The organism is Cellulomonas edaphi (genome assembly GCF_030362815.1).
Classification (GTDB): domain Bacteria; phylum Actinomycetota; class Actinomycetes; order Actinomycetales; family Cellulomonadaceae; genus Cellulomonas; species Cellulomonas edaphi.
Genome location: NZ_JAUCGR010000002.1, coordinates 918,403 through 941,073, shown reverse-complemented (window position 1 = coordinate 941,073; position 22,671 = coordinate 918,403). Strand labels below are relative to the sequence as shown.

Annotated in this window: 15 protein-coding genes; 13 read left to right on the top strand and 2 right to left on the bottom strand. The window is 72.2% G+C overall.

Annotated features, from left to right (window positions below):
- The first annotated feature begins 113 nt into the window (after positions 1-113).
- The 9 genes from QRT05_RS10530 to QRT05_RS10490 all read left to right on the top strand — a co-directional run bounded on the left by QRT05_RS10530 (position 114) and on the right by QRT05_RS10490 (position 13,002).
- The gene (locus QRT05_RS10530) at positions 114-3,494 is read left to right on the top strand and encodes a CDP-glycerol glycerophosphotransferase family protein (protein WP_289447188.1); all 3,381 of its coding nucleotides are present in this window, start codon (positions 114-116) and stop codon (positions 3,492-3,494) included.
- 44 nt (positions 3,495-3,538) lie between these two features.
- Complete coding sequence (locus QRT05_RS10525; protein ID WP_289447187.1) at positions 3,539-4,708, top strand: CHAP domain-containing protein; 1,170 nt, start codon at positions 3,539-3,541, stop codon at positions 4,706-4,708.
- Entirely contained in the window at positions 4,708-5,922 is a 1,215-nt protein-coding gene (locus QRT05_RS10520; RefSeq protein ID WP_289447186.1) for an LGFP repeat-containing protein, read from the top strand. Before QRT05_RS10525 ends, QRT05_RS10520 begins: the two co-directional genes overlap by 1 nt.
- A 53-nt stretch (positions 5,923-5,975) precedes the next feature.
- A complete protein-coding gene (locus QRT05_RS10515) occupies positions 5,976-7,187 on the top strand; it encodes a CDP-glycerol glycerophosphotransferase family protein (RefSeq protein ID WP_289447185.1) in 1,212 nt (403 codons plus the stop codon).
- A complete protein-coding gene (locus QRT05_RS10510; protein ID WP_289447184.1) occupies positions 7,187-9,316 on the top strand; it encodes an acyltransferase family protein in 2,130 nt (709 codons plus the stop codon). The genes QRT05_RS10515 and QRT05_RS10510 overlap by 1 nt, the downstream gene beginning before the upstream one ends.
- Before the next feature lie 71 nt (positions 9,317-9,387).
- Positions 9,388-10,077, top strand: a complete 690-nt coding sequence (locus tag QRT05_RS10505) for a phosphocholine cytidylyltransferase family protein (protein WP_289447183.1) — start codon at positions 9,388-9,390, stop codon at positions 10,075-10,077.
- A gap of 5 nt (positions 10,078-10,082) precedes the next feature.
- The gene (locus QRT05_RS10500; protein ID WP_289447182.1) at positions 10,083-11,327 is read left to right on the top strand and encodes a CDP-glycerol glycerophosphotransferase family protein; all 1,245 of its coding nucleotides are present in this window, start codon (positions 10,083-10,085) and stop codon (positions 11,325-11,327) included.
- Positions 11,324-12,130 carry a CDP-alcohol phosphatidyltransferase family protein gene (locus tag QRT05_RS10495; RefSeq protein WP_289447181.1) on the top strand — a complete coding sequence of 269 codons (807 nt, stop codon included), beginning with the start codon at positions 11,324-11,326 and terminating at the stop codon, positions 12,128-12,130. The genes QRT05_RS10500 and QRT05_RS10495 overlap by 4 nt, the downstream gene beginning before the upstream one ends.
- A complete protein-coding gene (locus QRT05_RS10490; RefSeq protein WP_289447180.1) occupies positions 12,127-13,002 on the top strand; it encodes a glycosyltransferase family 2 protein in 876 nt (291 codons plus the stop codon). Before QRT05_RS10495 ends, QRT05_RS10490 begins: the two co-directional genes overlap by 4 nt.
- 15 nt (positions 13,003-13,017) lie before the next feature.
- On the opposite strand, the gene QRT05_RS10485 is transcribed toward QRT05_RS10490, so the two are convergent.
- Positions 13,018-14,379, bottom strand: coding sequence for an SGNH hydrolase domain-containing protein (locus QRT05_RS10485; protein WP_289447179.1), 1,362 nt, complete (start codon positions 14,377-14,379; stop codon positions 13,018-13,020).
- 261 nt (positions 14,380-14,640) lie between these two features.
- Here QRT05_RS10485 and QRT05_RS10480 point away from each other — a divergent pair, with 261 nt between their 5' ends.
- Positions 14,641-16,752 carry a SpoIID/LytB domain-containing protein gene (locus tag QRT05_RS10480; RefSeq protein WP_289447178.1) on the top strand — a complete coding sequence of 704 codons (2,112 nt, stop codon included), beginning with the start codon at positions 14,641-14,643 and terminating at the stop codon, positions 16,750-16,752.
- 81 nt (positions 16,753-16,833) lie between these two features.
- Here QRT05_RS10480 and rfbB read toward each other — a convergent pair whose 3' ends face one another.
- Positions 16,834-17,829: a dTDP-glucose 4,6-dehydratase gene (rfbB, locus tag QRT05_RS10475; protein ID WP_289447177.1), complete on the bottom strand. Its 996-nt coding sequence runs from the start codon at positions 17,827-17,829 to the stop codon at positions 16,834-16,836.
- 137 nt (positions 17,830-17,966) lie between these two features.
- Here rfbB and QRT05_RS10470 point away from each other — a divergent pair, with 137 nt between their 5' ends.
- From QRT05_RS10470 to QRT05_RS10460, 3 genes are all read left to right on the top strand, one after another.
- A complete protein-coding gene (locus QRT05_RS10470; RefSeq protein WP_289447176.1) occupies positions 17,967-20,612 on the top strand; it encodes an N-acetylmuramoyl-L-alanine amidase in 2,646 nt (881 codons plus the stop codon).
- Positions 20,613-20,770: 158 nt separating this feature from the next.
- Entirely contained in the window at positions 20,771-21,796 is a 1,026-nt protein-coding gene (locus tag QRT05_RS10465; RefSeq protein WP_289447175.1) for an ABC transporter permease, read from the top strand.
- On the top strand, positions 21,796-22,653 hold the full coding sequence (locus QRT05_RS10460; protein ID WP_289447174.1) for an ABC transporter ATP-binding protein: 858 nt from the start codon (positions 21,796-21,798) through the stop codon (positions 22,651-22,653). Before QRT05_RS10465 ends, QRT05_RS10460 begins: the two co-directional genes overlap by 1 nt.
- Positions 22,654-22,671: the final 18 nt, after the last annotated feature.

Below are 22,671 nucleotides of genomic sequence, written 5' to 3'. Positions count from 1 at the left end.
CGCCGCACTGTAGGTGAGGCACGTCAGGTGAGGCACGTCGGCGACGCCGGAGCATGCGCCGGGTGCCGCGCGATTCTGGCGGTCGGGAGCCGTGGCTTATTCTTCGGCGGTGCGTGGAGACCGAGGGCAGCGGCATGGGTGACGGCATCAGACGGGTTCGTCGGGCCATCTCCCGCCCGGGGCTGAAGATGCTGCGCAGGCTTCCGGCCCCCGTCGAGCGGCGTCTGCGACGGTTCGTCGAGGTGTCGCCGCGCATCCTGCTGCGCTACCGCCTCGACGGCACGGTCCTCGTCATCTCGGGCACCTACGAGGCGAGCGCGGGCGCCGTACGCGGCCTCGAGCTCTGGGCCGTCGGCCGCTCGGTCGGGCTCACGGTGCCCAACACGGCGAAGGGCTCGGGCTTCGCGTTCCGCATCGACCTGGACGAGGCTCGGCGCGAGCTCGCCGTCGCCGTCGACGTCGTGGACCTCACGCTGCTCGTGGCGGGCGAGGGTGGCCGGGAGGTCCGCGAAAGGCTCGGCCTGTTCGACCGCACCGAACGGCCGCAGGAGGCCGTGGCGACCGTCGTCGACGGGGTCGACGTCGTCGTGGAGAACACGGCCCGCGGCTTCCTCGCGCTGCACTTCGGCGACCGCCTCGCCGCACCGCCCGCGCACCGCACGCGGGCGCTCACGCGGACGGACTCGGGCGTGCGGGTGGAGCTCGAGTTGTCCACGCGCAACACGCAGGTGCTGGAGGCCCAGCTGGTGGCGACCGGCCGGCAGAGCGGCGTCAGCGTGGCCGCTCCGCTCGCGCTGGTCCCCGACCCCCGCGCCGGCCTGCTCCAGGGCGGTCACCTCGTGTACGCGGCCAGCGGCGAGCTCGAGACGAGCGCGCTCGCGACGGCGATGCCCGACACCGAGGAGACGGTGGACGTCCACCTCGTGACCAACCCGGGGACCGCGCTGGAGCGCAAGGTGCGGGTGCACGTCCCCGCCGGGCGGCACGGCCGGCGCATGCGCTCGGCCACCGCGGAGGTGGGGGAGCGCACGACCCTGTTCGTCCCGTACTCCACGTTCCGGGCGCACAACCTGTCCTACCGGCTCGAGCGGTACCGCCCCGAGGACTACCGCTACATGCGCCGCCTCTCGCGGGTCGGGTGGGTGTTCGTCCTGACGCGGCCGTTCACGCGCATCTGGCTCATCGGCGAGGTGCCCTACAAGGCGCAGGACAACGGCTACCAGCTGTTCCGGTACCTGCGCACGACGCATCCCGCGCGCCGCGCGTACTACGTCATCGACGCGGCCTCGCCGGACCGGGCCAAGCTGGCTCCGTACGGGAACGTCGTGGACCTGCGCTCGCGGCAGCACATCCGCTACACCATGGCGGCCTCGCGACTGATCGGCTCCCACCACGCGGAGTACCTGCTCGCGTCCCGGGACCGCCGGGTGACGCGGTGGGCCCGCGGCGTGCGGGTCTTCCTGCAGCACGGCCCGACCGCCAACAAGAACGTGACGCTCAACTACGGCCGGCAGGGCACGTCCGAGCGGCCCACGGAGCGGTTCATCGTGACGTCGGAGCTCGAGAAGCGCATCGTCGTCGAGGACTACGGGTACCGGCCGCACCAGGTCAGCGTCGCGGGGTTCGCGCGGTTCGACGCCCTGTTCGAGGACGACGTCGAGCACGAGCGCACCGTCCTGGTCATGCCCACGTGGCGCGACTCGCTCATGGACGAGGAGATCTTCCTGGCGAGCGACTACTACGCGAACTGGCACGGCTTCGTGCACGACCACGCGCTGCACGAGGCGCTCGCGGCCTCGGGCCTCGAGGTCAAGCTCTTGCTGCACCCCAACATGCGCAAGTACGCCGACCACTTCGAGTCCGACCGGGTCTCGGTGATCCGGCAGGACGACGTCGACGTGCAGCGCCTGCTCAAGGCGTGCGCGGTGCTCATCACGGACTTCTCGAGCGTGTGCTGGGACTTCAGCTACCTGCACAAGCCGGTGCTGTTCTTCCAGTTCGACCGCTCGATGCTCGTCAAGCGGCGCGCCCCGCACATCGACTTCGACACGATGCTCCCGGGCCCGGTGTCGACCACCCCGGCGACGCTCCTGGCCGACCTCCAGGCCGTGATCGGCCGCGGTCTGGTCATGACTCCGGAGCACCAGGCGCGCGCCGACGCGTTCCTGACGTACCGCGACCGCCACAACTGCGAGCGCATCGAGGGCGTCGTGGCGCACGCGTGGAACGCCCGCGTCGCGTTCGAGCGCGTGCGCAACCACGAGCTGGCGCAGCTGGGCTGGCGCTGGTTCCGCCGCCGTCCGGCCTACTTCCGGGCGATGCGCGTGCTCAACCGGGTCGCGCGGCTGCTTCCGCGCACTGACGTGGTGCTGTTCGAGTGCGACCGCGGCGTCCACTACGGCGACGCTCCCCGCTACCTCTACGAGCGCCTCGCGGCACGCGAGCACGGTCTGCGGATGGTCTGGGCCGACAACACGACGACCCGGTTCACCGACCCTCGCACCCGCAAGATCCGGCGGCACAGCCCCACGTACTGGTGGGTGGCCTCGCGCGCCCGGTACTGGGTCAACAACCAGAACTTCCCCACCGAGCTGCGGCCGGGCCGGAAGACCGAGTTCCTCATGACGTGGCACGGCACGCCGCTCAAGCGCATGCAGCACGACGTGGAGCAGATGGCCGGTCGCGACGACGACTACCACAAGCGCGCGGCACGGCTCACGAGCTACTGGACCATCCTGCTCTCGGCGAGCGCGTACGCGACGCGGGCCTTCCGGTCGGCGTTCCAGTTCACGGGCCGCGTGCTCGAGGTGGGCTACCCCCGCAACGACGTCTTCTCCTGGCCCGGCACCGCGGAGCGGGCGGCGCGGGTCCGCGCGCGCCTGGGACTGGCCGACGACCACCGCCAGGTGATCCTGTACGCGCCGACGTTCCGGGACGACGAGCGCAGCGGCGTGCACTGGAAGCAGCGGCTCGAGATCGACATCGCGGGGCTCGAGGCCGCGCTGTCGGACCGCTACGTGCTCGTGGTGCGCTTCCACCAGCTGGTGCGCGACGCGCTGCCCGCGCAGTTCCGCAGCTCGACGTTCGTGGTCGACGCCTCCGACTACCCCGACGTCCAGGAGCTGATGCTCGCGAGCGACGTCCTGGTCACTGACTACTCCTCGCTGTTCTTCGACTACGCGGCGCTGGGGCGCCCGATGGTGTTCTTCGCCTACGACCTGCCCAAGTACCGCAACGAGCTGCGGGGCTTCTACCTGGACTACGAGACCGAGGTGCCGGGCCCCATCGCGCGCACGAACGCCGAGCTCGTCGCCACCCTCGACGACCTCGAGGCGCGCTGGTCCGCCTACGGCCAGCGCCTGGCGGACTTCCGGCAGACGTACGGTCCGCTCGACGACGGCGGCGCGAGCGATCGCGTGCTCGACGCCTTCTTCGGCGACGTGATCGGGCCCGCCCGGAGCTCGCTCGCCGTCCCTGTCGCGGCGGCTCTCTAGCCTCGCGGGTTGCGATCCTCGATTTCGCTGTGCACCGTAGGGCGATGCAGCGCAGCCTCCGCCGACTCCTGGCCGTCGCGACAGTCGCCACCGTGGCGGCCGCGCTCCCCGCACTGCCGGCGAGCGCAGCGACACCGTCCACCACGACCCTCAAGCTCAGCAGCTCGGGCATCCGCAACGGCGAGATGATCTGGCTCACCGGGAAGGTGACCGCGGCCGGCAAGGCCAGTCCCGGCCGGTCGGTGCGGATCGAGCGGCGCCTCGGCGGCGGGGCGTGGCACACGGTCGGGACGTCGACGACGTCGAGCTCGGGCACCTTCACGGTGCGCCAGCGCCCGGCCAAGGAGTACACCTACCGCGCCCGTGCGGCAGCCACCGCGACCCGGGCCGCGGACACGAGCCCCACGCGGACCGTCCGGCACACGGTGGGCGACCGCACGCTCGGGGCGCGCGCCGCCATCCTGGCCTCCAGGATCGGCGCACCCACCGGCTCGATCGTCAAGGCGAGGGTCGACGGCCACGCGGTCGCGTACCGCTCGTACCGCAAGGGCCTGCTCGTCAAGGTGAGCAGCACGGTGCGCGCCGACCGGACGTGGCTCGTGTACGGCGACATCCTCGCGACCTACCGCGCGCGCGGCGGCCCGAAGGGCTGGCTCGGCCTCCCGCTGGCGGACCCGCGGTGCGGTCTGCTCGAGGGCGGCTGCGTCCAGCGCTTCCAGCACGGGTCGATCTACGACAACCGGCACACGAAGGGCGTCGTCGCGGCGGGCTCGAGCCGTGCCACGGAGGTCATCGCGGCCGCCCGCTCGCAGGTCGGCTACAAGCAGAAGGTCTTCAACAGCTCGAAGTACAACGCGTGGGTGGGCCGCAACGGGGCGTGGTGCTCGATCTTCCAGTCCTGGGCAGCCGTCGCGTCCGGCAACCCGGGGGTGATCCCCAAGCAGAGCAGCTGGCGGGCCTTCCTCGCCGACGTGCGCGCGCACGAGCGGCTCGGGAGCACGCCCAAGGTGGGTGCGCTGGTCTTCTTCGACACCATCACCGACAGCAGCACGGCAGCCACGCACGTCGGCCTGGTCGTCAAGGTCAAGAAGAGCTCGATCGTGACGATCGAGGCGAACACCAGCACCCCGGGCGGGCACGGAGAGGGACGCGGCGTGTACCAGAAGGAAAGGCCCCGCTCGTGGGCGCTCTACTACGCCTACCCGGTCTACTGATGGGGGCGCGTCGGCCCCTCGCGGTCACCCTGGTCAGTCTCGCGGTGCTCGTCTCCGGAGTGCTCGTCGGCCCTCCGGCCTCCGCCGCGACGGTCAGCGTCACCACCAAGGTGAGCGCGTCCGCGTTCCGGTGGGGCGAGTCGATCTGGTTCACGGGCAGCGTGCACCGGGGGAGCAAAGTCGCCGCGGGCGCCACCGTCGGCCTGCGGATCAAGAAGGCGGGAGACAAGACGTACTCGACGATCGCGACGACGCGCACGTCCTCGACGGGCACCTTCTCCTTCCCGCTCAAGCCGACGGCCACGGCGCGGTACTACGTGCGGGCCTCGGCGACGTCGTCCACGGTGGCCACGCGCGGCCCCATCGTGACCTCGGAGCGCACGGTCGGCGCCCGCACGCTCGAGGCACGCGCGAAGCTGCTGGGGAAGCGGCTGGGGTCGCCCACGAGCGGCACCACGCGGCTGCGCACCTCGATCGGCAAGGTCGGCGACTCCAAGGTCACCGCGGTGCGGTACCGCAACTACACCAAGGGCATGCTCGTCGAGACGGTCCGGTCGGGCGCGATGCGCACCTGGTTCGTGCCGGGGCAGATCCGCGACCGCCTGGTCGACAAGGGCGGGGTCCGCGGGACGTTCGGTGTCCCGCGCGCCGACGCCGTCTGCACGCTCCTCGACCGCGGCTGCACGCAGCAGTTCAGCAAGGTTGCCGCGTACGCCAGCGCCAAGACCAAGTACGCGCACTACCAGGCCGGCCGCACGCGTCGCGCGCAGTACATCGCCACGGCGCGTGCCCAGGTGGGCTACAAGGAGCCCTCGTGGCGCCACTCGAAGTACAACGACTGGGTCGGCGCGTACAACGCCTGGTGCGGCGTGTTCCAGTCGTGGGTGGCCGCCGCGTCGGGCAATCCCGACCTGGTGCCGCGGCGCACGTCGTACGACGCCCTGGTGAAGGCGGTCAAGAAGGAGATGCCCACGTACAAGCCCGGCTCGTCCACGCACAAGCCGCGCATGGGGACGCTGGCGTTCTTCGCCTTCCGCCGGGGGGAGCCGAACACGCCGAGCCACGTGGGCCTCGTGCTGAGCAGGAGCGGGAGCACCCTGCGCGTGCTGGAGGGGAACTCGTCGGCCGGGCTGGGCTTCACCATGGATCGCGGGGTCTACATCCACACGCGGTCCACGTCGTCGGTGGTCTTCTACGCCGAGCCGAAGTGGTGACCGCGCGAAGGTAGCCTAGGGCGGTCGTTCCCCCGTCTCGAGGAGTCTCGCCAGTGCCCCTGCTCCGCGAGCTGAGCACTCTCCTGCTCAAGGCCCGCGCATCGCTCGCCCTTGTGCGCGACGGCCGTGCCGTCGTCGGAGAGCTGCGTCAGCAGGCGCCGGTCGCACCCGGCTCCATCGAGGCCGTCGTGTACTTCCCGGACGGCGCGGTGAACGCCTACCAGGTGCGCCAGTGGTACGAGCCGCTGCGCCGGCTCGCCGAGACGCACCCCGTGGCCGTGATCGCCCGCCGTGCGGACGCGGCACGCCTGCTGCTCGCCGAGTGCCCGCTGCCGGTGGTGCTCCTGTCCACCATGGGCGAGATCGAGACGTGGCTCGGCACGCAGCGCGTGGGCGTGATCTTCTACGTCAACCAGAACCAGGCCAACTTCGCGGCGCTCCGGTTCGCCGGGCCCGCGCACGTCTTCGTCTCGCACGGCGAGTCGGAGAAGGCCTACATGGTCTCCAACCAGCTGAAGGCCTACGACCAGGTGTTCGTGGCGGGTCCCGCCGCGGTGCGACGCATCGCGCGGTCCATCCGCGGGCTGGCGCCCGAGCGCCTCGTGGAGATCGGCCGCCCGCAGGTGGACGTCCGGCACGCCGGGCCCGACCTCCCGGCCGACGACCGGGTGGTGGTGCTGTACGCGCCCACCTGGGAGGGCGACCGGCCGAGCATGGAGTACTCCTCGCTCGCGTCGCACGGCGCGGCGATGGTCGCCGCGCTGGTCGGCGACCCGCGCTACCGCGTCGTCTACCGGCCGCACCCCCGGACCGGCGTCCAGGACTCGGCCTACTCGGCCGCGCACCGCGCCGTCGTGGGCGTCCTGGCCGCGGCGAACGCCGCCGACCCCGCCGCGGCGCACGTCGTCGACACCGACTCGCCCTTCGGGTGGCACCTGGCCGCCGCGGACGTCTGCATCGCGGACCTGTCCGCGGTCGCGTACGACTGGATGGCCACGGGCAAGCCGCTCGTGCTCACGCGGCCCGCCGCGGCGCAGGCGACCGTGGAGGGCTCCGAGCTCGCCGCGGCCGTGCCGCTGCTCGACGCCGCGCACGCGGGGCAGGTGACGAGCCGCATCGCCGACCTGATGGCCGGCCAGGACGACGGCTACGCGGCGCTGGTGCGCGACTTCTTCGGCGACACCGCCCCCGGCGCCTCGACGGCCCGGTTCCTCGCGGCCGCCGACGCGCTGATCGCCGAGCGCGCGAGTGAGGAGGTGGCCTGATGGTCTCGCCGCCTCCCACCATGACGAGCGTCGCCCCGAGCGGCGAGCGCTCCCGTACCGCGGTCCTGCCGGAGATCCAGGGCCTGCGCGCCATAGCCGTGATGCTGGTGGTGCTGTACCACCTGTGGCCGAAGCGCCTGACGGGCGGGTACATCGGCGTCGACGTGTTCTTCGTGATCTCGGGCTTCCTGATCACCGGGCACCTGCTGCGCGAGTCGGAGCGGTCCGGACGCGTGCAGTTCGCGCAGTTCTGGGCCCGACGAGCGCGCCGCCTGCTGCCCGCGTCCCTGCTCGTTCTCGTCGTGAGCCTCGTCGCGACCGTGGTGTGGGTGCCCACCGCGCTGTGGGAGCAGTACGCGCGCGAGATCGGCGCCGCCGGCTTCTACGTCCTGAACTGGGTGCTGGCCGCCGACTCCGTGGACTACCTCGCGGCCGACAACTCCGCGTCGCCGGCCCTGCACTACTGGTCGCTGTCGGTCGAGGAGCAGTTCTACCTGGTCTGGCCGGTCCTCGTGGCGATCGGCCTCGCCCTGGCGCTCCGCGCGCGCCGCCGGCCCGCGGTCGTCGTCGGCGCGGTGCTCGCGGTGGTGACCGTCGCCAGCTTCGTCTACTCGCTGCACCTGACCGAGCAGAGCCCGGCCCGGGCGTACTTCGTGACCCCCGTGCGCGCGTGGCAGTTCGGCGCGGGTGCGCTCCTGGCGCTCGTGGTCGCGTCCCCCGCCCTGGCGCGCCGGTGGGAGCGGATGACGGCCGCGCGCGCCGCGCTCTCGTGGGCGGGCGTCCTGGTGATCGCGTGGGGGGCATACACCTTCACGGCGTCGACCCCGTTCCCGGGCACCGCGGCTCTTGTCCCCGTGGTAGGCGCCGTCGCCGTCATGGCGGCCGGCTCGCCTCCCGTCGCCTGGTCGCCCAGCCGGTTGCTCGCGCTGCGGCCGGCCCAGGTGCTCGGCGACATCTCCTACTCGACGTACCTGTGGCACTGGCCGCCCATCGTCATCCTGCCCTTCGTGCTCGGTCATGCGCTGGGGGCCAGCACCAAGCTGGTGCTGCTCGCTGCCGTGCTCGTGCTCGCGTGGGCGACCAAGCGCTGGGTCGAGGACCCGGTGCGCACCACGGCGCGGTGGGGGATCCGGCGGCCGCGGACCACGTTCGTCCTCATGCTCGTCGGGATGCTCGTCCTGGCGGGCGGCTGCGTCGTGACCACGCGCGCGGCGCAGGCGGACGCGCGCGCGGCGGTCGCCGAGGAGAAGGTGGTGGCCGAGGAGCAGGTGGACTGCTTCGGCGCACCCTCGATGGACCCCGACAAGCCGCAGTGCCCCACGCCCGAGCTCGCGAACATGGTGGTCCCGGACCCCTCGCGCGTGAGCAAGGACACCGCCGCGATGGGCCGGTGCTGGGTGGACCAGACCGAGTCCGAGCTCCGCTCGTGCACGTTCCCCACCACGGGTGCCGACCCGGCGCTGCCGCACATCGCCTTCGTCGGTGACTCCCACGCCTACGCCTGGCTCCCGGCGTTCGTGGACCTGGCCCGGGAGGGCAAGATCACGATCGACACGTACATCAAGGGCAGCTGCGCGTGGTCCACCGCGCTGCCCGACAAGGGCGACGACAGCGTGCTCGCCACGTGCCGGTCGTGGCGCAAGGACCTCGAGGCGCGGCTGCTCGAGAAGCCCGGCGAGTACGACGCCGTCGTGACGGCCGGCTACTCGGTGCAGCCGCTGCGCACGCCGAAGGGGGTCGACGAGGACGCGTACCGCGAGGACGGCTCGCTCGAGGCGTGGACCCCGGTCATGGACGCGGGCATCCCCGTGATCGCCCTGCGCGACAACCCCATCCCGGGCAAGGACCCCAACGAGTGCCTGCGGACCACCGGACGGAGCGACCACTCCGCGTGCGACCTGTCGCGGACGAAGGCGCTCGAGCACCCCGATCCGCAGGTGGGCGCCGTCGCGCGCAGCCAGGGCCGCGCCCAGCTGGTCGACCTCACCGACATGTACTGCGACGCGACGACGTGCCCGGTGGTGATCGGCGGCGCGAACGTGTACCGCGACAAGCACCACGTGACCACGACGTACCTCAAGACGCTCACCCCGTACCTGTGGCGACAGCTGGACGAGCTCCTGGGGTGAGCCAGGCGACTACCATCGCGGAGGCGCTGTGAATCAGCCGCCCCGTGAGCTGACGAAGGAGTGACGACTCGATGACGACACAGGTGGCGATCCTCGCGGCCGGCATGGGCACCCGACTGGGCCGGCCGTTCCCCAAGCCTCTGACGCCGTTGCGCGACGGGCACACGATCATGGACCAGCAGGTCGCCAAGATCCGCGGCGCATTCGCCGACGTGCAGCTCTACACCGTCGTCGGGTTCAAGCTCGAGATGATCCTCGAGGCGCACCCGCGCTCGCTCTTCGTCTACAACGAGGAGTTCGACCGCACGAACACCTCCAAGAGCCTGCTGCGCGTGCTGCGCGCCTCCGGCGACGGCGGCCTGCTGTGGATGAACGGCGACGTCGTCTTCGACCCCGCGATCCTCGAGCGCCTCAAGCCGTACCTCGAGCGCGAGCAGTCCCTCATCTCCGTCAACACCGCCGCGGTGGCCGAGGAGGAGGTCAAGTACACCGTCGACGCCGACGGCAACATCGACCAGCTCTCCAAGCAGGTCGTCGACGCGCTCGGTGAGGCCGTGGGCATCAACTACGTCGCCGCGCAGGACAAGGCCGCCCTCATCGCGCGCCTCGACGAGGTGGGCGACCAGGACTACTTCGAGCGTGGCATCGAGGTCGCCATCCAGCAGGACGGGCTGAAGTTCGTGCCCGTCGACATCTCGGACCTGTGGGCCGTCGAGGTGGACTTCGACGAGGACCTCGAGCGCGCCAACGAGCACGTCTGAGCCGCGTGGACCTGGACCTGGCCCGGCTGCGCCGGCGGGTGCGCGCCGGGGGTGGTCTGGCCCTGCGCCGTCTCGGCTGGCTCCCGGCCGGCATGCCCGACGGGCTCGGTGAGGACGCCTCGCTGGCGGACCGCACCTTCGACCAGCGCGTCGTCGTGTACTTCGCGGGCACGTCGCAGAACATCTACCAGCTGCGCCAGTGGTACGCCCCGCTCGCCGTGCTGGACGCGCGGCACGGCGTGCTGATCGTGTGCGCGGACTCGCGTGTCGCCCGGGTGGTCGCGCGCGAGCAGGCGCTGCCAGTGGTGACCGTCGGGCGCAGCGCGACGCTCGACGCCATGGCAGAGCGCTCCGACACGGCGCTGTTCTGCTACGTCGGCCACGACGTGGGCAACTTCTCCGCGCTGCGGATCCCGAGCGCGGCGCACGTGTTCCTCTCGCACGGCGAGAGCGACAAGCGCGTCGCCGCGTCGAACCTGGTGAAGGCGTACGACTACGCATTCGTGGCCGGCCAGGGTGCGGTCGACCGGTTCGCGGGCCAGCTCATGTGGTTCGACGCGTCCGCGCACGTGGTGCCGATCGGCCGACCGCAGCTCGACGGGATCGCGACGGGGCCGCGGGCCGGTCGCGGGGACGGTCCCGTCGTCGTGCTGTACGGGCCCACGTGGGAGGGCGGCCAGGGGTCGAGCGCGTACTCGTCGGTGGTCAGCCAGGGCGAGCGCATCGTCGCCGCGCTCGTCGCCGACCCGCGGTTCCGCGTCGTCTACCGCCCGCACCCCCGCACGGGCGCCTCGGACGCGGCCTACGCCGCGGCGGACGCGCGCATCCGGGCGACGCTCGCCGCCGCCGGGCCGGGGCACCGGGTGGACACCGGGACCGACCCGTACCGCACCTTCGAGGGCGCCGACGTGCTCATCACGGACGTGTCCGCGATCGCGTTCGACTGGCTCGCCACCGGCAGGCCCCTGGTCGTCACGGTCCCCCCGGGCACTGCGGACGTCGCCTCCACGCGGCTGCTCGACACCGTCCCGCGACTGCGCGCGAGCGACCTGCCCGCGCTGGGCGACCTGGTCGCGCGCGAGGTCGACCTGGACCCCACCGGAGCCGAACGGGCCGCCCTGGTGGACTACTACTTCGGCACCGTCGGTGCCGCCACCGCGCGGTTCGTCGCCGAGTGCGACCGCGTCGTGCGGGAGCGAGACGCCCTGCGTGCGAGCGTTGCGCCGCGCGCCGATCGAGGACAGGGATGAACGACCACAGCACCTCCGGCCGGCCGACGGTCGCCGACATCCGGCGGGTCGGCCAGCCCGACGCGATCCGCCAGCGACGCAACGCCGAGCACTGGTCGGCGGACGTCTACGGGCGTCGCATCTCGCCGTACCTGACCCTCCTGGCGCTGCGGCTGGGCATGAGCGCGAACGCCGTCACCTGGGTGATGCTGGCCGTCGGCTGGCTGGCCGCCCTGGCGGTGGCCGCGCCCGGCTGGCCCTTCGCGGTGCTTGCCGTGGTGCTCGCGCACCTGCAGATGGTGGTCGACTCCTCCGACGGCGAGGTCGCGCGCTGGCGCCGCACCACGGGGCCCGTGGGCATCTTCATCGACAAGCTCGCGCACTACACCACCGAGGCGCTCATGGCGCTCGCGCTCGGCGTGCGGGCGGCGGGCGGCTTCGACGCCGTGGGCGACAACCTCGCGTGGACGACGCTCGGGGGCCTGTTCGCCACCCTGCTGCTGCTCAACAAGGTGGTCAACGACCTCGTCGTCTCCTCCCGCGCGCAGGGTGGGCTGCCGCCCGCGAAGGACGCGGCCGAGGTGGCGGCGCCGCGCGTGGGGGGAGTGGCCCGTCTGCGCCGCGCCGCGCGGTTCGTGCCGTTCCACCGCCTGTTCCACGCGGTGGAGCTCGCCACGGTGATCGCCGTCGCGGCCGTCGTCGACGCGTTCGTGGCAGGCGACGCGGTGACGCGCTGGACGCTCGTCGGGCTCGTGGTGGCGGTGGCCGTGACCGGGCTGGGCCACGTGACCGCGATCCTCACCTCGTCGAGGCTGCGCCCGTGAGCCGCGACCTGCCGTCCATCGGCGTCGTGGTGCTGTCGATGGGGAACCGCCCCGTGGAGCTGGCGCAGGCCGTCGGGTCCGCCCTCGCCCAGGAGGGCGTGGACCTCGACGTCCTCGTGGTCGGCAACGGCTGGGAGCCCACCGGCCTGCCGACCGGCGCGCGGGGCCTGGGTCTGCCCGAGAACCTCGGCATCCCCGAGGGTCGCAACGTGGGAGCCGCCCACGTCGTGGGGGACCTGCTGTTCTTCCTCGACGACGACGCCGTGATCCCGTCGACGACCGCGCTGCGCACCATGGCCGAGCGGTTCGCCCGACGACCCCGGCTCGGGATGGCGCAGGCGTTGCTCACCACCACCGACGGCTCCGAGCCGCCCGGGCGATGGGTGCGCAGGCTGCGCAAGGGCGACCCGCGCCGCTCGAGCCCCATCTTCTCGGTGACGGAGGGCGTGACCGCCGTCCGGCGGGACGCGTTCGAGGGCGCGGGCGGCTGGGCCGGCGGGTTCTTCTACGCGCACGAGGGCATCGAGCTCGCCTGGCGCGTGTGGGACCAGGGCTTCGAGGTGTGGCACATGGGCGACGTCGAGATGCACCACCCCGCGACGGACCCGTCGAGGCACGCCGTCAGCCAGCGGCTCAACGGCCGCAACCGGGTGTGGCTCGCCCGCCGCAACCTGCCCGTGGTGCTGCGCCCGTTGTACCTGGGGACGTGGACCGCGGTGCAGGTGCTGCGCGATCGCTCCGACCGGCCCGCGCTGCGCGTGTGGTTCGCCGGGGTGCGCGAGGGCTTCGCCAACGACCCCGGCGACGTCCGCGTGATGTCGTGGCGCACGGTGGCCCGCATGACGGTGCGGGGTCGGCCGCCCGTGATCTAGCCCTTCTCGCGGGTGTCAGGCCAGGTACCGGCTGATCTTGCGCCAGATGTAGGGCGCGAGTGTGGTGGTGTACGTGACGCTCACGTGGTGGTCGTCGCGGTAGACGTTCGCCCCGCCGATCACCACCGGGCACCTCGTCGAGGTGCAGAAGCGCCACGTCAGGTCCACCAGGTGCGCCCGGCTGCCCGAGCGGGCGACCGCGCCCGGGATCGGGTCGTAGACCGCGGTTCCGGAGGCGCGCGAGAACGCGCACCGGGCCGGGTTCGTCTTGCCGGTCGTGAGCAGGCACGTCTTGGTGGGGGTGCCCGGCGTGGGGTTGTCACGGATGGCGAAGACACGGATGCCCTTCGCCAGCACGGGCTTCCACGCCTTGACGGCCGCATCGCGCCGGAACACCCGCTTCTCGTGCGCGGTGCTGACGCCCCGGGGGTAGAGCACGCGGGTGCCGCGTGACGCGGTGGTCACCACGGCGTCGTACTCGCCCGGGTTCTTGACCAGCCGCGCGTTGAGCTTCGTGCGCCACGTCGCGCAGCTCTGCGTGAACGTCTTCTGGTACGTCGTGCCGATCGTGCCGCGCACGGGCGGCGCGGTCGACCACCCGCAGGATCCCTTGAGGTAGGTGTCGAGCGTGATCGTGCCGCGGTTGGCGAGCCAGATGAGCGACGGGAGGTACATGCGGGCGTGCGAGTCCCCGACGAGGGCGACGTGCGGGACACCGGCACGAGGCCCGCTCGCGGGGAACGTGCACCGCTTGAGCACCGTGGTGTCGCTGTCGGCCCAGCAACGGCTGCGGCCGCCCCAGTCGTGACCCACCTTCTGCGGTGACGGGCGGATCATCTTCGCGAGGTCGCTGGTGGGGCACCCGGCCAGGGCCGGCTTCATCGAGGGGGCGCCGAAGCAGGAGACGGTGAACACCGTGGCCACCCGGCTGCGGACGGAACCGCCGGCGTTCGACACCACCACCCGGTACTCCAGCTGCTTGGGCGTGGTGCGCGCCACGGCCGAGTACCGGCTCGTCGTCGCTCCGGCGATCGCCTTCCAGGCACCGCCGGGCGCGCGGCGCTGCCACTGGTAGTGCTTGCCCGTCCCGCTCGCGCTGACCTCGATGGCGGCGTGCCGTCCGGCGACCGCGAGGCTGGAGCGCGGCTGGGCCGTGATGCGGGGCTTCGCGACGGCGACAGCGGCGCGGGACGACGAGGACTCGCCGGCGGTGGGCGACGACGAGGAACCACCGAGCGCCGGCACCGGAGCCCTGAGGGCCGCCGACGTGGGCTCCGCCTGCGCCGGCGGGCTCGTCGGCAGGCACGCCGCACCGAGCAGGACGACGACCACGAGGGTCGCGACGACCACGACGATCCGGTGTCCCGATGCCCGCATCACGCCTCCTTGCGCATCCGAGGGACAGCCATCATGCGCAAGCCGGTCGACGAATGTCCACGGTTCCTTGACTCGCGGCCCCGTCGTGCCGATCGACCAGGCGGAGGTCCGGTTCGTCCGAACGGGACTGGAAGCACAACGCGGGAGCGTGTCACAGTGGACTTCATGCGCCACCGGAGTCGTCAGTCGTTCACTCGTGTCACGAGAGCTGTCACGGGACCTGTCACGGCTGCGCGCCCGGCCCGGCTGCTCGCGTCGGTCGTGGCCGCGGCGCTCGTCCTCGTCGGGCTGTCCGTGGCCGCGCCGACTGTCGCCCAGGCCGCGACGACCACGACGTACAGCCTGTCCGCGCCCACCTCGGTCCGCCTCGGGTCGAGCGCCACGATGAAGGCGACGTGGTTCACGCGGGGCACCGGCGCCACCGGCACGGTCGCCCTCCAGAAGTACGCCGGCTCCACCTGGGTGAAGGTGGCGTCGGTCAAGCTGGTCGCCGGCCGGGGATCGGTGTCCATCACCCCGACGGCGACGGCGCGCTACCGGCTGCACAGCTCGAAGCACACCAGCGCCGCGAAGACCGTCCAGGTGGTCAGGAACTGGCTGTCCCTCGGGCCGACGTCCGCCTCGATCAAGGCCGGCTCGGCGGTGACGCTCTCGATGCGCCTCACGCTCAACGGCAAGCCCGCGGCCGGCAACGTGCTGCTGCAGCGCAAGTCCGGCTCGACGTGGGTCACGGTCTCCCGACTCCCCGTCGCGGCCACCGGCTCGACCACCGTGGTGCGCCCGACGGTCACGACGTCCTACCGGCTCGCCCGCTCCGGTGTGGTGAGCCTGACACGCACCGTGACCGTCGACCGCGACTGGGCCGCGCTCACGTTCTCGTCGAGGTCGCTGCCCAGCTCGGGCAGCCCGACGACGGCCACCGCCACCTGGTACGCGGCCGGCAAGAAGGCGAACGGCACCATCACGCTGCAGCAGCGGATCGGCTCCGGGTCGTGGACCACCGCCGCGCGCATCGCGGTGACCGACGGCACCGGCTCGGTGACGGTGAAGCCCGCAAGCACGCGCGCCTACCGCCTGCTGGCCGGCTCGACGTCCAGCCCGTCGGTGACCGTCACGGTCGCCGTCGTCATCCCGACGTCGTTCACCATCAACGGCTCGGGCTTCGGGCACGGGATCGGGATGTCGCAGTACGGCGCGTACGCCATGGCGCAGGCCGGCTACACGGCCTCGGGCATCCTCAAGCACTACTACACCGGCGTCGGCGTGGCGCAGGCCGCGATGCCGACGGCCGCCCTGTCCGTCCAGGTCTACGGGCCGGACGCGAGCAACTCCTCGTACGACGACCGCACCACCTCGACCAGCGCGACGGTCCACGGCGGCGGCTGGCGGCTGCGCGACAACCAGGTCGACCCCGAGACCGGCAAGGCCGGGAGCACGGTCGCCTACGGCACGTCGACGCAGACGGTCGGGTTCAAGGTCGCGGCGGGCGGCAAGGTGAGCGCCACGATCGACGGCACGGTGGTCTCGACGGACACCGTGCTGCGCCTGCACTGGAAGAGCACCTCGTACTACTCGCCGAGCACCACGACCGACATCTACGCCACCGTCGCGGGCGCGCAGGGCTCGTACCGTCACGGGCGGCTCACGGTGCGGAACATCGGCGGCCTCATCAACGTCGTCAACGACCTGCAGCTCAACACCGAGTACCTCTACGGGATCGCCGAGATGCCCTCGTCGTGGGGGACCAAGGGCGCCGCGGCCCTCCAGGCGCAGGTGACGGCGGCACGCTCCTACGCGCTGCTGAAGTACCAGGGCGGCATCAAGAGCTCGTGCGCCTGCCACATCGTCGACGACGTGCGGGACCAGAACTTCACCGGCTGGAAGAAGGAGAACGAGGGCACCGACGGGTACTACGGCAAGATCTGGAAGAAGGCCGTCGACGCCACCGTCTCGGGTACCCAGGGCCTCCTGCTTACCTACGGCGGCGAGCCCGTGATCGCGCACTACTACTCGGCCTCGGGCGGCGGCACGCTGAACAGCGAGGACGTGTGGTCGGCGGTCGTGCCCTACGAGCGGTCGGTCGACGACCCGTGGAGCCTGAAGTCCACCTCCGGCAACCCGAACGTCACCTGGACGGCGACCCTCAGCCAGGCCGCCGCGAGGTCGTACTTCGGGCTGCCCGACGTCATGTCGATCTCGGTGGCGACCTATGAGGGTGGCGGGATCCGGGCCATGAAGGCCACGTCGTCCTGGGGCGACACGAAGACCATCACCGGCAAGTCGGACGCGCTGCGCAGCAAGCTGAACGCGATCGCCGACGGCTACGTCAAGGCGCCGTGGATCCGCTCCTTCAAGCCGGTGCTGCCGGGCTGACCGCCCGCGGGCGGCGGTGACGAAGGGTTTGACGGAGGGCGCCGACGAAGGGCTTGACGAGGGCGCCGCGCGAGGCGCCGGTCAGCGCCCCATCGTCGCGTACTTCGCCTCGGTGGCATCTTTGCGGGGCCGCCACCAGCCCTCGTTCGCGCGGTACCAGTCGATCGTCGCCGCGAGCCCGTCGCGGAACGAGCCGTACTGCGGGGTCCAGCCCAGCTCGCTGCGCAGCGTGGAGGCGTCGATGGCGTACCGCATGTCGTGGCCGGGACGGTCGCTGACCAGGTCGTAGGCGTCCGCCGGCTGACCCATGAGCTCCAGCAGCGTCTCGACGACGCTCTTGTTGTCGACCTCGCCGTCGGCTCCGATGAGGTAGGTCCGGCCGATCTGACCCCGCTCGACGATCGCCCACACCGCGGTGTTGTGGTCCTCGACGTGGATCCAGTCGCGCACGTTCTGCCCCGTGCCGTAGAGCTTGGGGCGGACGCCGTCGATGAGGTTGGTGATCTGGCGCGGGATGAACTTCTCGACGTGCTGGTACGGCCCGTAGTTGTTCGAGCAGTTGGAGATGGTGCCCTGCACGCCGAACGAGCGGACCCACGCGCGCACCAGCAGGTCGGACGACGCCTTGGTCGACGAGTAGGGGCTCGACGGGTTGTAGGGCGTCTGGTCGGTGAACTTGGCGGGGTCGTCTAGCTCGAGGTCTCCGTAGACCTCGTCGGTGGAGATGTGGTGGTAGCGCACGCCGTGGCGGCGCACCGCCTCGAGCAGCGTGAACGTCCCGACGACGTTGGTGTGCACGAAGGGCCAGGGGTCGGAGAGCGAGTTGTCGTTGTGCGACTCGGCGGCGAAGTGGATCACCACGTCGGCCTCGCCGACCAGCCGGTCCACGAGCGGGGAGTCGGTGATGTCACCGCGCACGAACGTGATCGCCGATGCCACGTCGGACAGGCTGGCCTCGTCGCCCGCGTACGTGAGCGCGTCGAGCACGGTGACGTGCACGTCGGGGCGCTCCCGCACGGTCTGGTGGACGAAGTTGGCGCCGATGAAGCCGGCACCGCCGGTGACGAGGACACGCACTGGGACTCCCGAGGATCGCGGTCCGCCTCGCGAGTCATGGACACGCGGGGCGCAGGAACAGGGTCACCCTATCGAGCGACGTACCCTGGACGGCGCCCGCGGCAACCGGCGGGGGCGCGTGCGAGGGAGGCACACCCATGGTCCGACGACTTCTCGCGGCGATGGTCGCACCGGCGGTGGCCCTCACGGTGGTGGCGACGCCGGCCGGGGCCCAGGACGCGGCACCCGCGCCCTCGAGCACGGCGGCCCCGGTCCCGGCGCCGGTCACCGAGCCGCACGTCACGAGCATCGGCGTCGACGGCATCGACGACCGGGCGGCCCGCGACGCCTCCGCGTTCGCGGACGCCGAGGGGGAGTCGGCCAGCGCGTCCGACCCCGGCACGGAGCCCGTCGACCCGGACGACGTCGTGGCGCTCGGCGCCCGCACGTTCACGGCGCGGTTCCTGGTCGCCGGCGTGACGTGGGACCCGGGCCAGGACGTCGACGTCACCCAGGTGGCGGTCCGCGTCCGGGAGAACGGGACCTGGACGCCCTGGCAGGAGCTCGACACGGTCGAGGCCGGCGTCCCCGGCGAACGGCCCGGCACCGAGCCGCTGGTCACGGCGGGTGCGGACGCGGCCCAGGTGCGCGTCGCGACGGCGGACGGGTCGGTCGAGCCCGCGGGCCTGCGCCTGGACGTCGTCGAGATGGGCGCCCCGGCCGCCGCGGTGAGCGACCCTGCCGAACCCGCACCCGCGGCCGCCGAGCCCGCAGCCGAGCCCGCAGCCGAGCCCACCGCCGAGGACCCCGCCGCGGCCACCACCACGCGGCACACGGGCGACGTGATGCGGCCCACGATCGTCACGCGCGCGCAGTGGGGCGCGAACGAGAAGCGCGGTCGCCCGTGGCCCGAGGTCTCCGCGAAGCTCTCCGCGATGTACCTGCACCACACCGCGGGGACCAACAGCTACACGCGCGCGCAGTCGGCCTCGATCGTGCGCGGCATCTACGCGTTCCACACCGGCAGCAGGGACTGGCCGGACATCGGCTACCAGTTCCTCGTCGACCGCTTCGGCACCATCTATCAGGGCCGGCGCGACGCGATCCACGACCTGCCGATCGGGGCGCAGGCCGGCGGGTACAACACCGGCACCATCGGGGTGTCGGCGATGGGCAACTTCCAGGACGGCAACCCGCCGGCCGCGATGGTCTCCTCCATCGTCAAGGTGTTCGCCTGGCAGGCGTACGCGCACGGCCTCAACGCGACCGGCAGGACCACCCTCATCACGGGGGACAGCACGGGCAGCGGCACCCGCGCCAAGGGCGGCACGACGGTGACCGTGCCGGTGATCCTGGGGCACCGCGACACCAACTACACGGCGTGCCCGGGGTGGCGGCTCTGGGAGAAGCTCCCCGCCATCCGGACGGCGGTCAAGAAGAAGGTGGACGCGGCCGTCACGCGGTACGGCGAGCCGGTCGTCGCGCTCGCGGCGCCCGTCGTGGTGGCGCCGAGCTCGACGCAGGCGCCCGTGCAGTGGTCGCAGACCTCGAGGTACCGGTGGCACGCGGTGGCCGGCGCGACCTCCTACCAGGTGCTCACCCGCTCGTCGGGGCTCACCTACGGCATGGACGACGGCCGCGCCTGGACCGTGCTGGCCACCGTGGGGACGACGTCGGCGTCCATCTCCACGGACGCCGGGCGCACCCGGGTCATCGCCGTGCGGGGGATCGACGCGAAGGGCCGCCGCGGCGCCGTGACCGTCGTCGGACAGGTCACCCGGATGGTCGACTGGTCGGCGATCTCCCGGTCGGGCACCTGGACGGTGTTCAAGACCGCGGGCCTCCAGTCCTACCGCGCCACGACCGCGGGCGCGGCGCTCACGGTGCGGTCGGTCAAGCAAGCGCGTGCCGTGGTGCTCCAGGCGCCGACGGGACCCGCCCAGGGACGGCTCGAGGTGCGCGTGGGCTCGACGCGGCTCGGCTACCTCGACACGCGGTCGGCCACCTCGCACGCGCGGGCGGTCGTGCGCCTGGACTTCGGCAGGTCCGTGTCCGGGACGATCTCCTTGCGGGTCGTGAAGGGCACAGGCCCGGTGCGCGTCTTCGCCGTGGCGCTGCCCCGCACGGCGGTGGGGACCCGGCCCATCGGTCTCGGGAACCTCCCGCCCGCCTCCCCGGTGCGGGTCGCGCTGACCGCGTCGCAGGCCCCCTTCCGGGAGGCGACCAGCTCCACCTACCGCTGGCGCCCGGTGGCGACGGCGACCCGGTACGAGGTCTTCGTGCGCGGCGCCGCGCACGGCGCGTCGCTGTCCGCGTGGACCAAGGTGGCGACCACCACGGGCACCTCGTACACCCAGTCCATGGGGCCCACCGGTCGCACGTGGGTGGTCGGGGTTCGCGCGGTCGGCGCGGGCGGCCGCAGCGGCATCGCGGCCTACGCGCCGGCGACCCGACCGGTGGCGAGCTCGCTCGTCGTGCGCTCGGCCGGGTGGAGCACCAAGCACGGCGACGCGTGGTTCCGCGACCAGGTGTGGCAGGCCGCGACGCCCGGGCGCACGCTGAGCGTGAAGTCGGCCAGGAACGTGCGGGCCATCAGGCTCATCGTCGACTCGGCCCCGGGGCGCGGGCGCCTCAAGGTGCGCGTGGGCTCCACGACGGTGGCCACCGTCTCGACCGCCGGGACCACCAGCTCGGCGCACCGTCACGTCGACATCACGCTGCCGTCCGCGCGGAGCGGCACCGTCGTGCTGATCACCGTGGATCGCAAGCTCGTCCGCGTCTCGGGGATCGTCCTCGGGCGCTGAGGCGGGACTGCGCACGCGCCGGGCCGCTCGCTCCGGGCGAGGGTCACACCGCCTCGCACCGGCCGGGCGGCGGGCGGCGTCTACTATGTGGCTATCGGTCCGGGCGCTTCGTGCGGCCGGACCGGCGCCCGGTCCCCGACAGATTGGCCCCACCCCACGTGCCTGCTCGTACGCAGTCCGCTGGACGCGAGACACCGGCCGTCTCGGGGCCGGCTGATGCCGAGGGGGTCGTCGTCGTCCCCGCGCGGCCGCCGCTTCCGGCCCCGGTCGGCGGTGCGCTCCCGGACCCGCTCGGACCCCTGGCCGACGCCGACGAGATGCGCGCGATCGCCCAGGCCAGCGGTCTGCGGCAGATGGGTGTGCGGCCGCCGCTGACGGAGTACGTGCGCGCCCTGTGGGCCCGACGCGCGTTCATCCGCACGCTCGGCTCCGCCAAGGCGTACGCGCGCAACCAGGGCTCGTACCTGGGCCAGCTGTGGTCGGTGCTCAACCCCCTGCTGAACTCGCTGGTCTACGTCTTCATCTTCGGGATCCTCATCAAGACCACCCGGGGGACGGAGAACGGCATCGCGTTCATCGTCACCGGCGTGTTCATCTACCGGTTCTTCGACTCGTCCGTGACCTCCGGCGCGAACTCCCTCAAGAACAACATGAGTCTCGTGCGGTCCGTGCACTTCCCGCGGGCGGCGCTGCCCATCTCCACCACGATCACCGAGCTCGCGACCCTCGGCCCCGCGCTCGTGGTGATGTGCGTCGTGTCCTGGCTCTCCGGGCTCCTGCCCAAGCAGGGCGACGTGCCGATCACCTGGCGGCTGCTGCTGCTCCCCGTGGCGGTCGGGCTCATGTGGGTGTTCAACACCGGCTGCGCGTTCTTCGTCGCGCGCTGGGTCGCGATCACGCCGGACCTCGGCAACGTGATCCCGTTCGTGCTGCGCTTCGTCTTCTACGCCTCCGGCGTGCTGTTCAGCGTCGACCACTACATCAAGAACGAGGCGCTGGCGGGCGTGCTCACCTACCAGCCCGTGGCGGTGTTCCTCAACATGGCCCGGTCCACGGTCCTCAACGAGCCCACGATCCCCCTCGACCCCGTCATGTGGATCGTGGGCGCGGGGTGGGCGCTCGTCGCGGTGGTCTTCGGCTTCCTCGTCTTCTGGCGCGGCGAAGAGCGCTACGGTCGCGACTGATGAGCATCCCCGAGGAGATCGACTTCGAGGTCGACGCCGACGACCTGACCCCGCTCGCCGAGGACGGCAAGGCGCTGGGCTCGCCGTCGCTGGTGGTCGACGACCTGTACGTCACCTATCGCGTGTTCGGCGGCAAGCGTGTGGGCAACGCGACCGGCCAGAAGCCCGGGGTGCTCAAGCGCTTCCTGAGCGGCGGGCGCACCCACGTCGGCGGCGTCACGTCGGTCGAGGCCATCAAGGGCGTGTCGTTCGTCGCGCGCCACGGCGAGTCCATCGGTGTGGTCGGCATCAACGGCTCGGGCAAGAGCACGCTCATGCGCGCGATCGCCGGCCTCATCCCGCCCACCCACGGCGCGGTCTACGTCTCGGGCGACCCGTCGCTGCTCGGCGTCAACGCCGTGCTCATGGGCTCCCTCACGGGTGAGCGCAACGTCATGATCGGCGGCCTGGCGCTCGGCCTGACCCCTGACGAGGTCCGCGAGCGGTTCGACGAGATCGTCGACTTCTCCGGCATCGGCGACGCCATCTACCTGCCCATGAAGGCCTACTCGTCCGGCATGGGCGCGCGCCTGCGGTTCGCGATCAGCTCGGCGGCCGTGCCGGACGTCCTCATGATCGACGAGGCGCTGGCCACGGGCGACGCCGCGTTCCGCAAGAAGAGCAAGGCCCGCATCGACGCGATCCGCGACCAGGCGGGCACCGTCTTCCTCGTGAGCCACTCGCTGGCGACGATCGAGAGCATCTGCTCGCGCACGCTCTGGGTACATCAGGGCAAGCTGGTCATGGACGGCCCGTCGGCCGAGGTCTGCGCCGCCTACAAGGCGTTCGTCCGGGCGCAGGACGGCGCGTCGCGCTAGCTCGCTGCGGGCACCGCC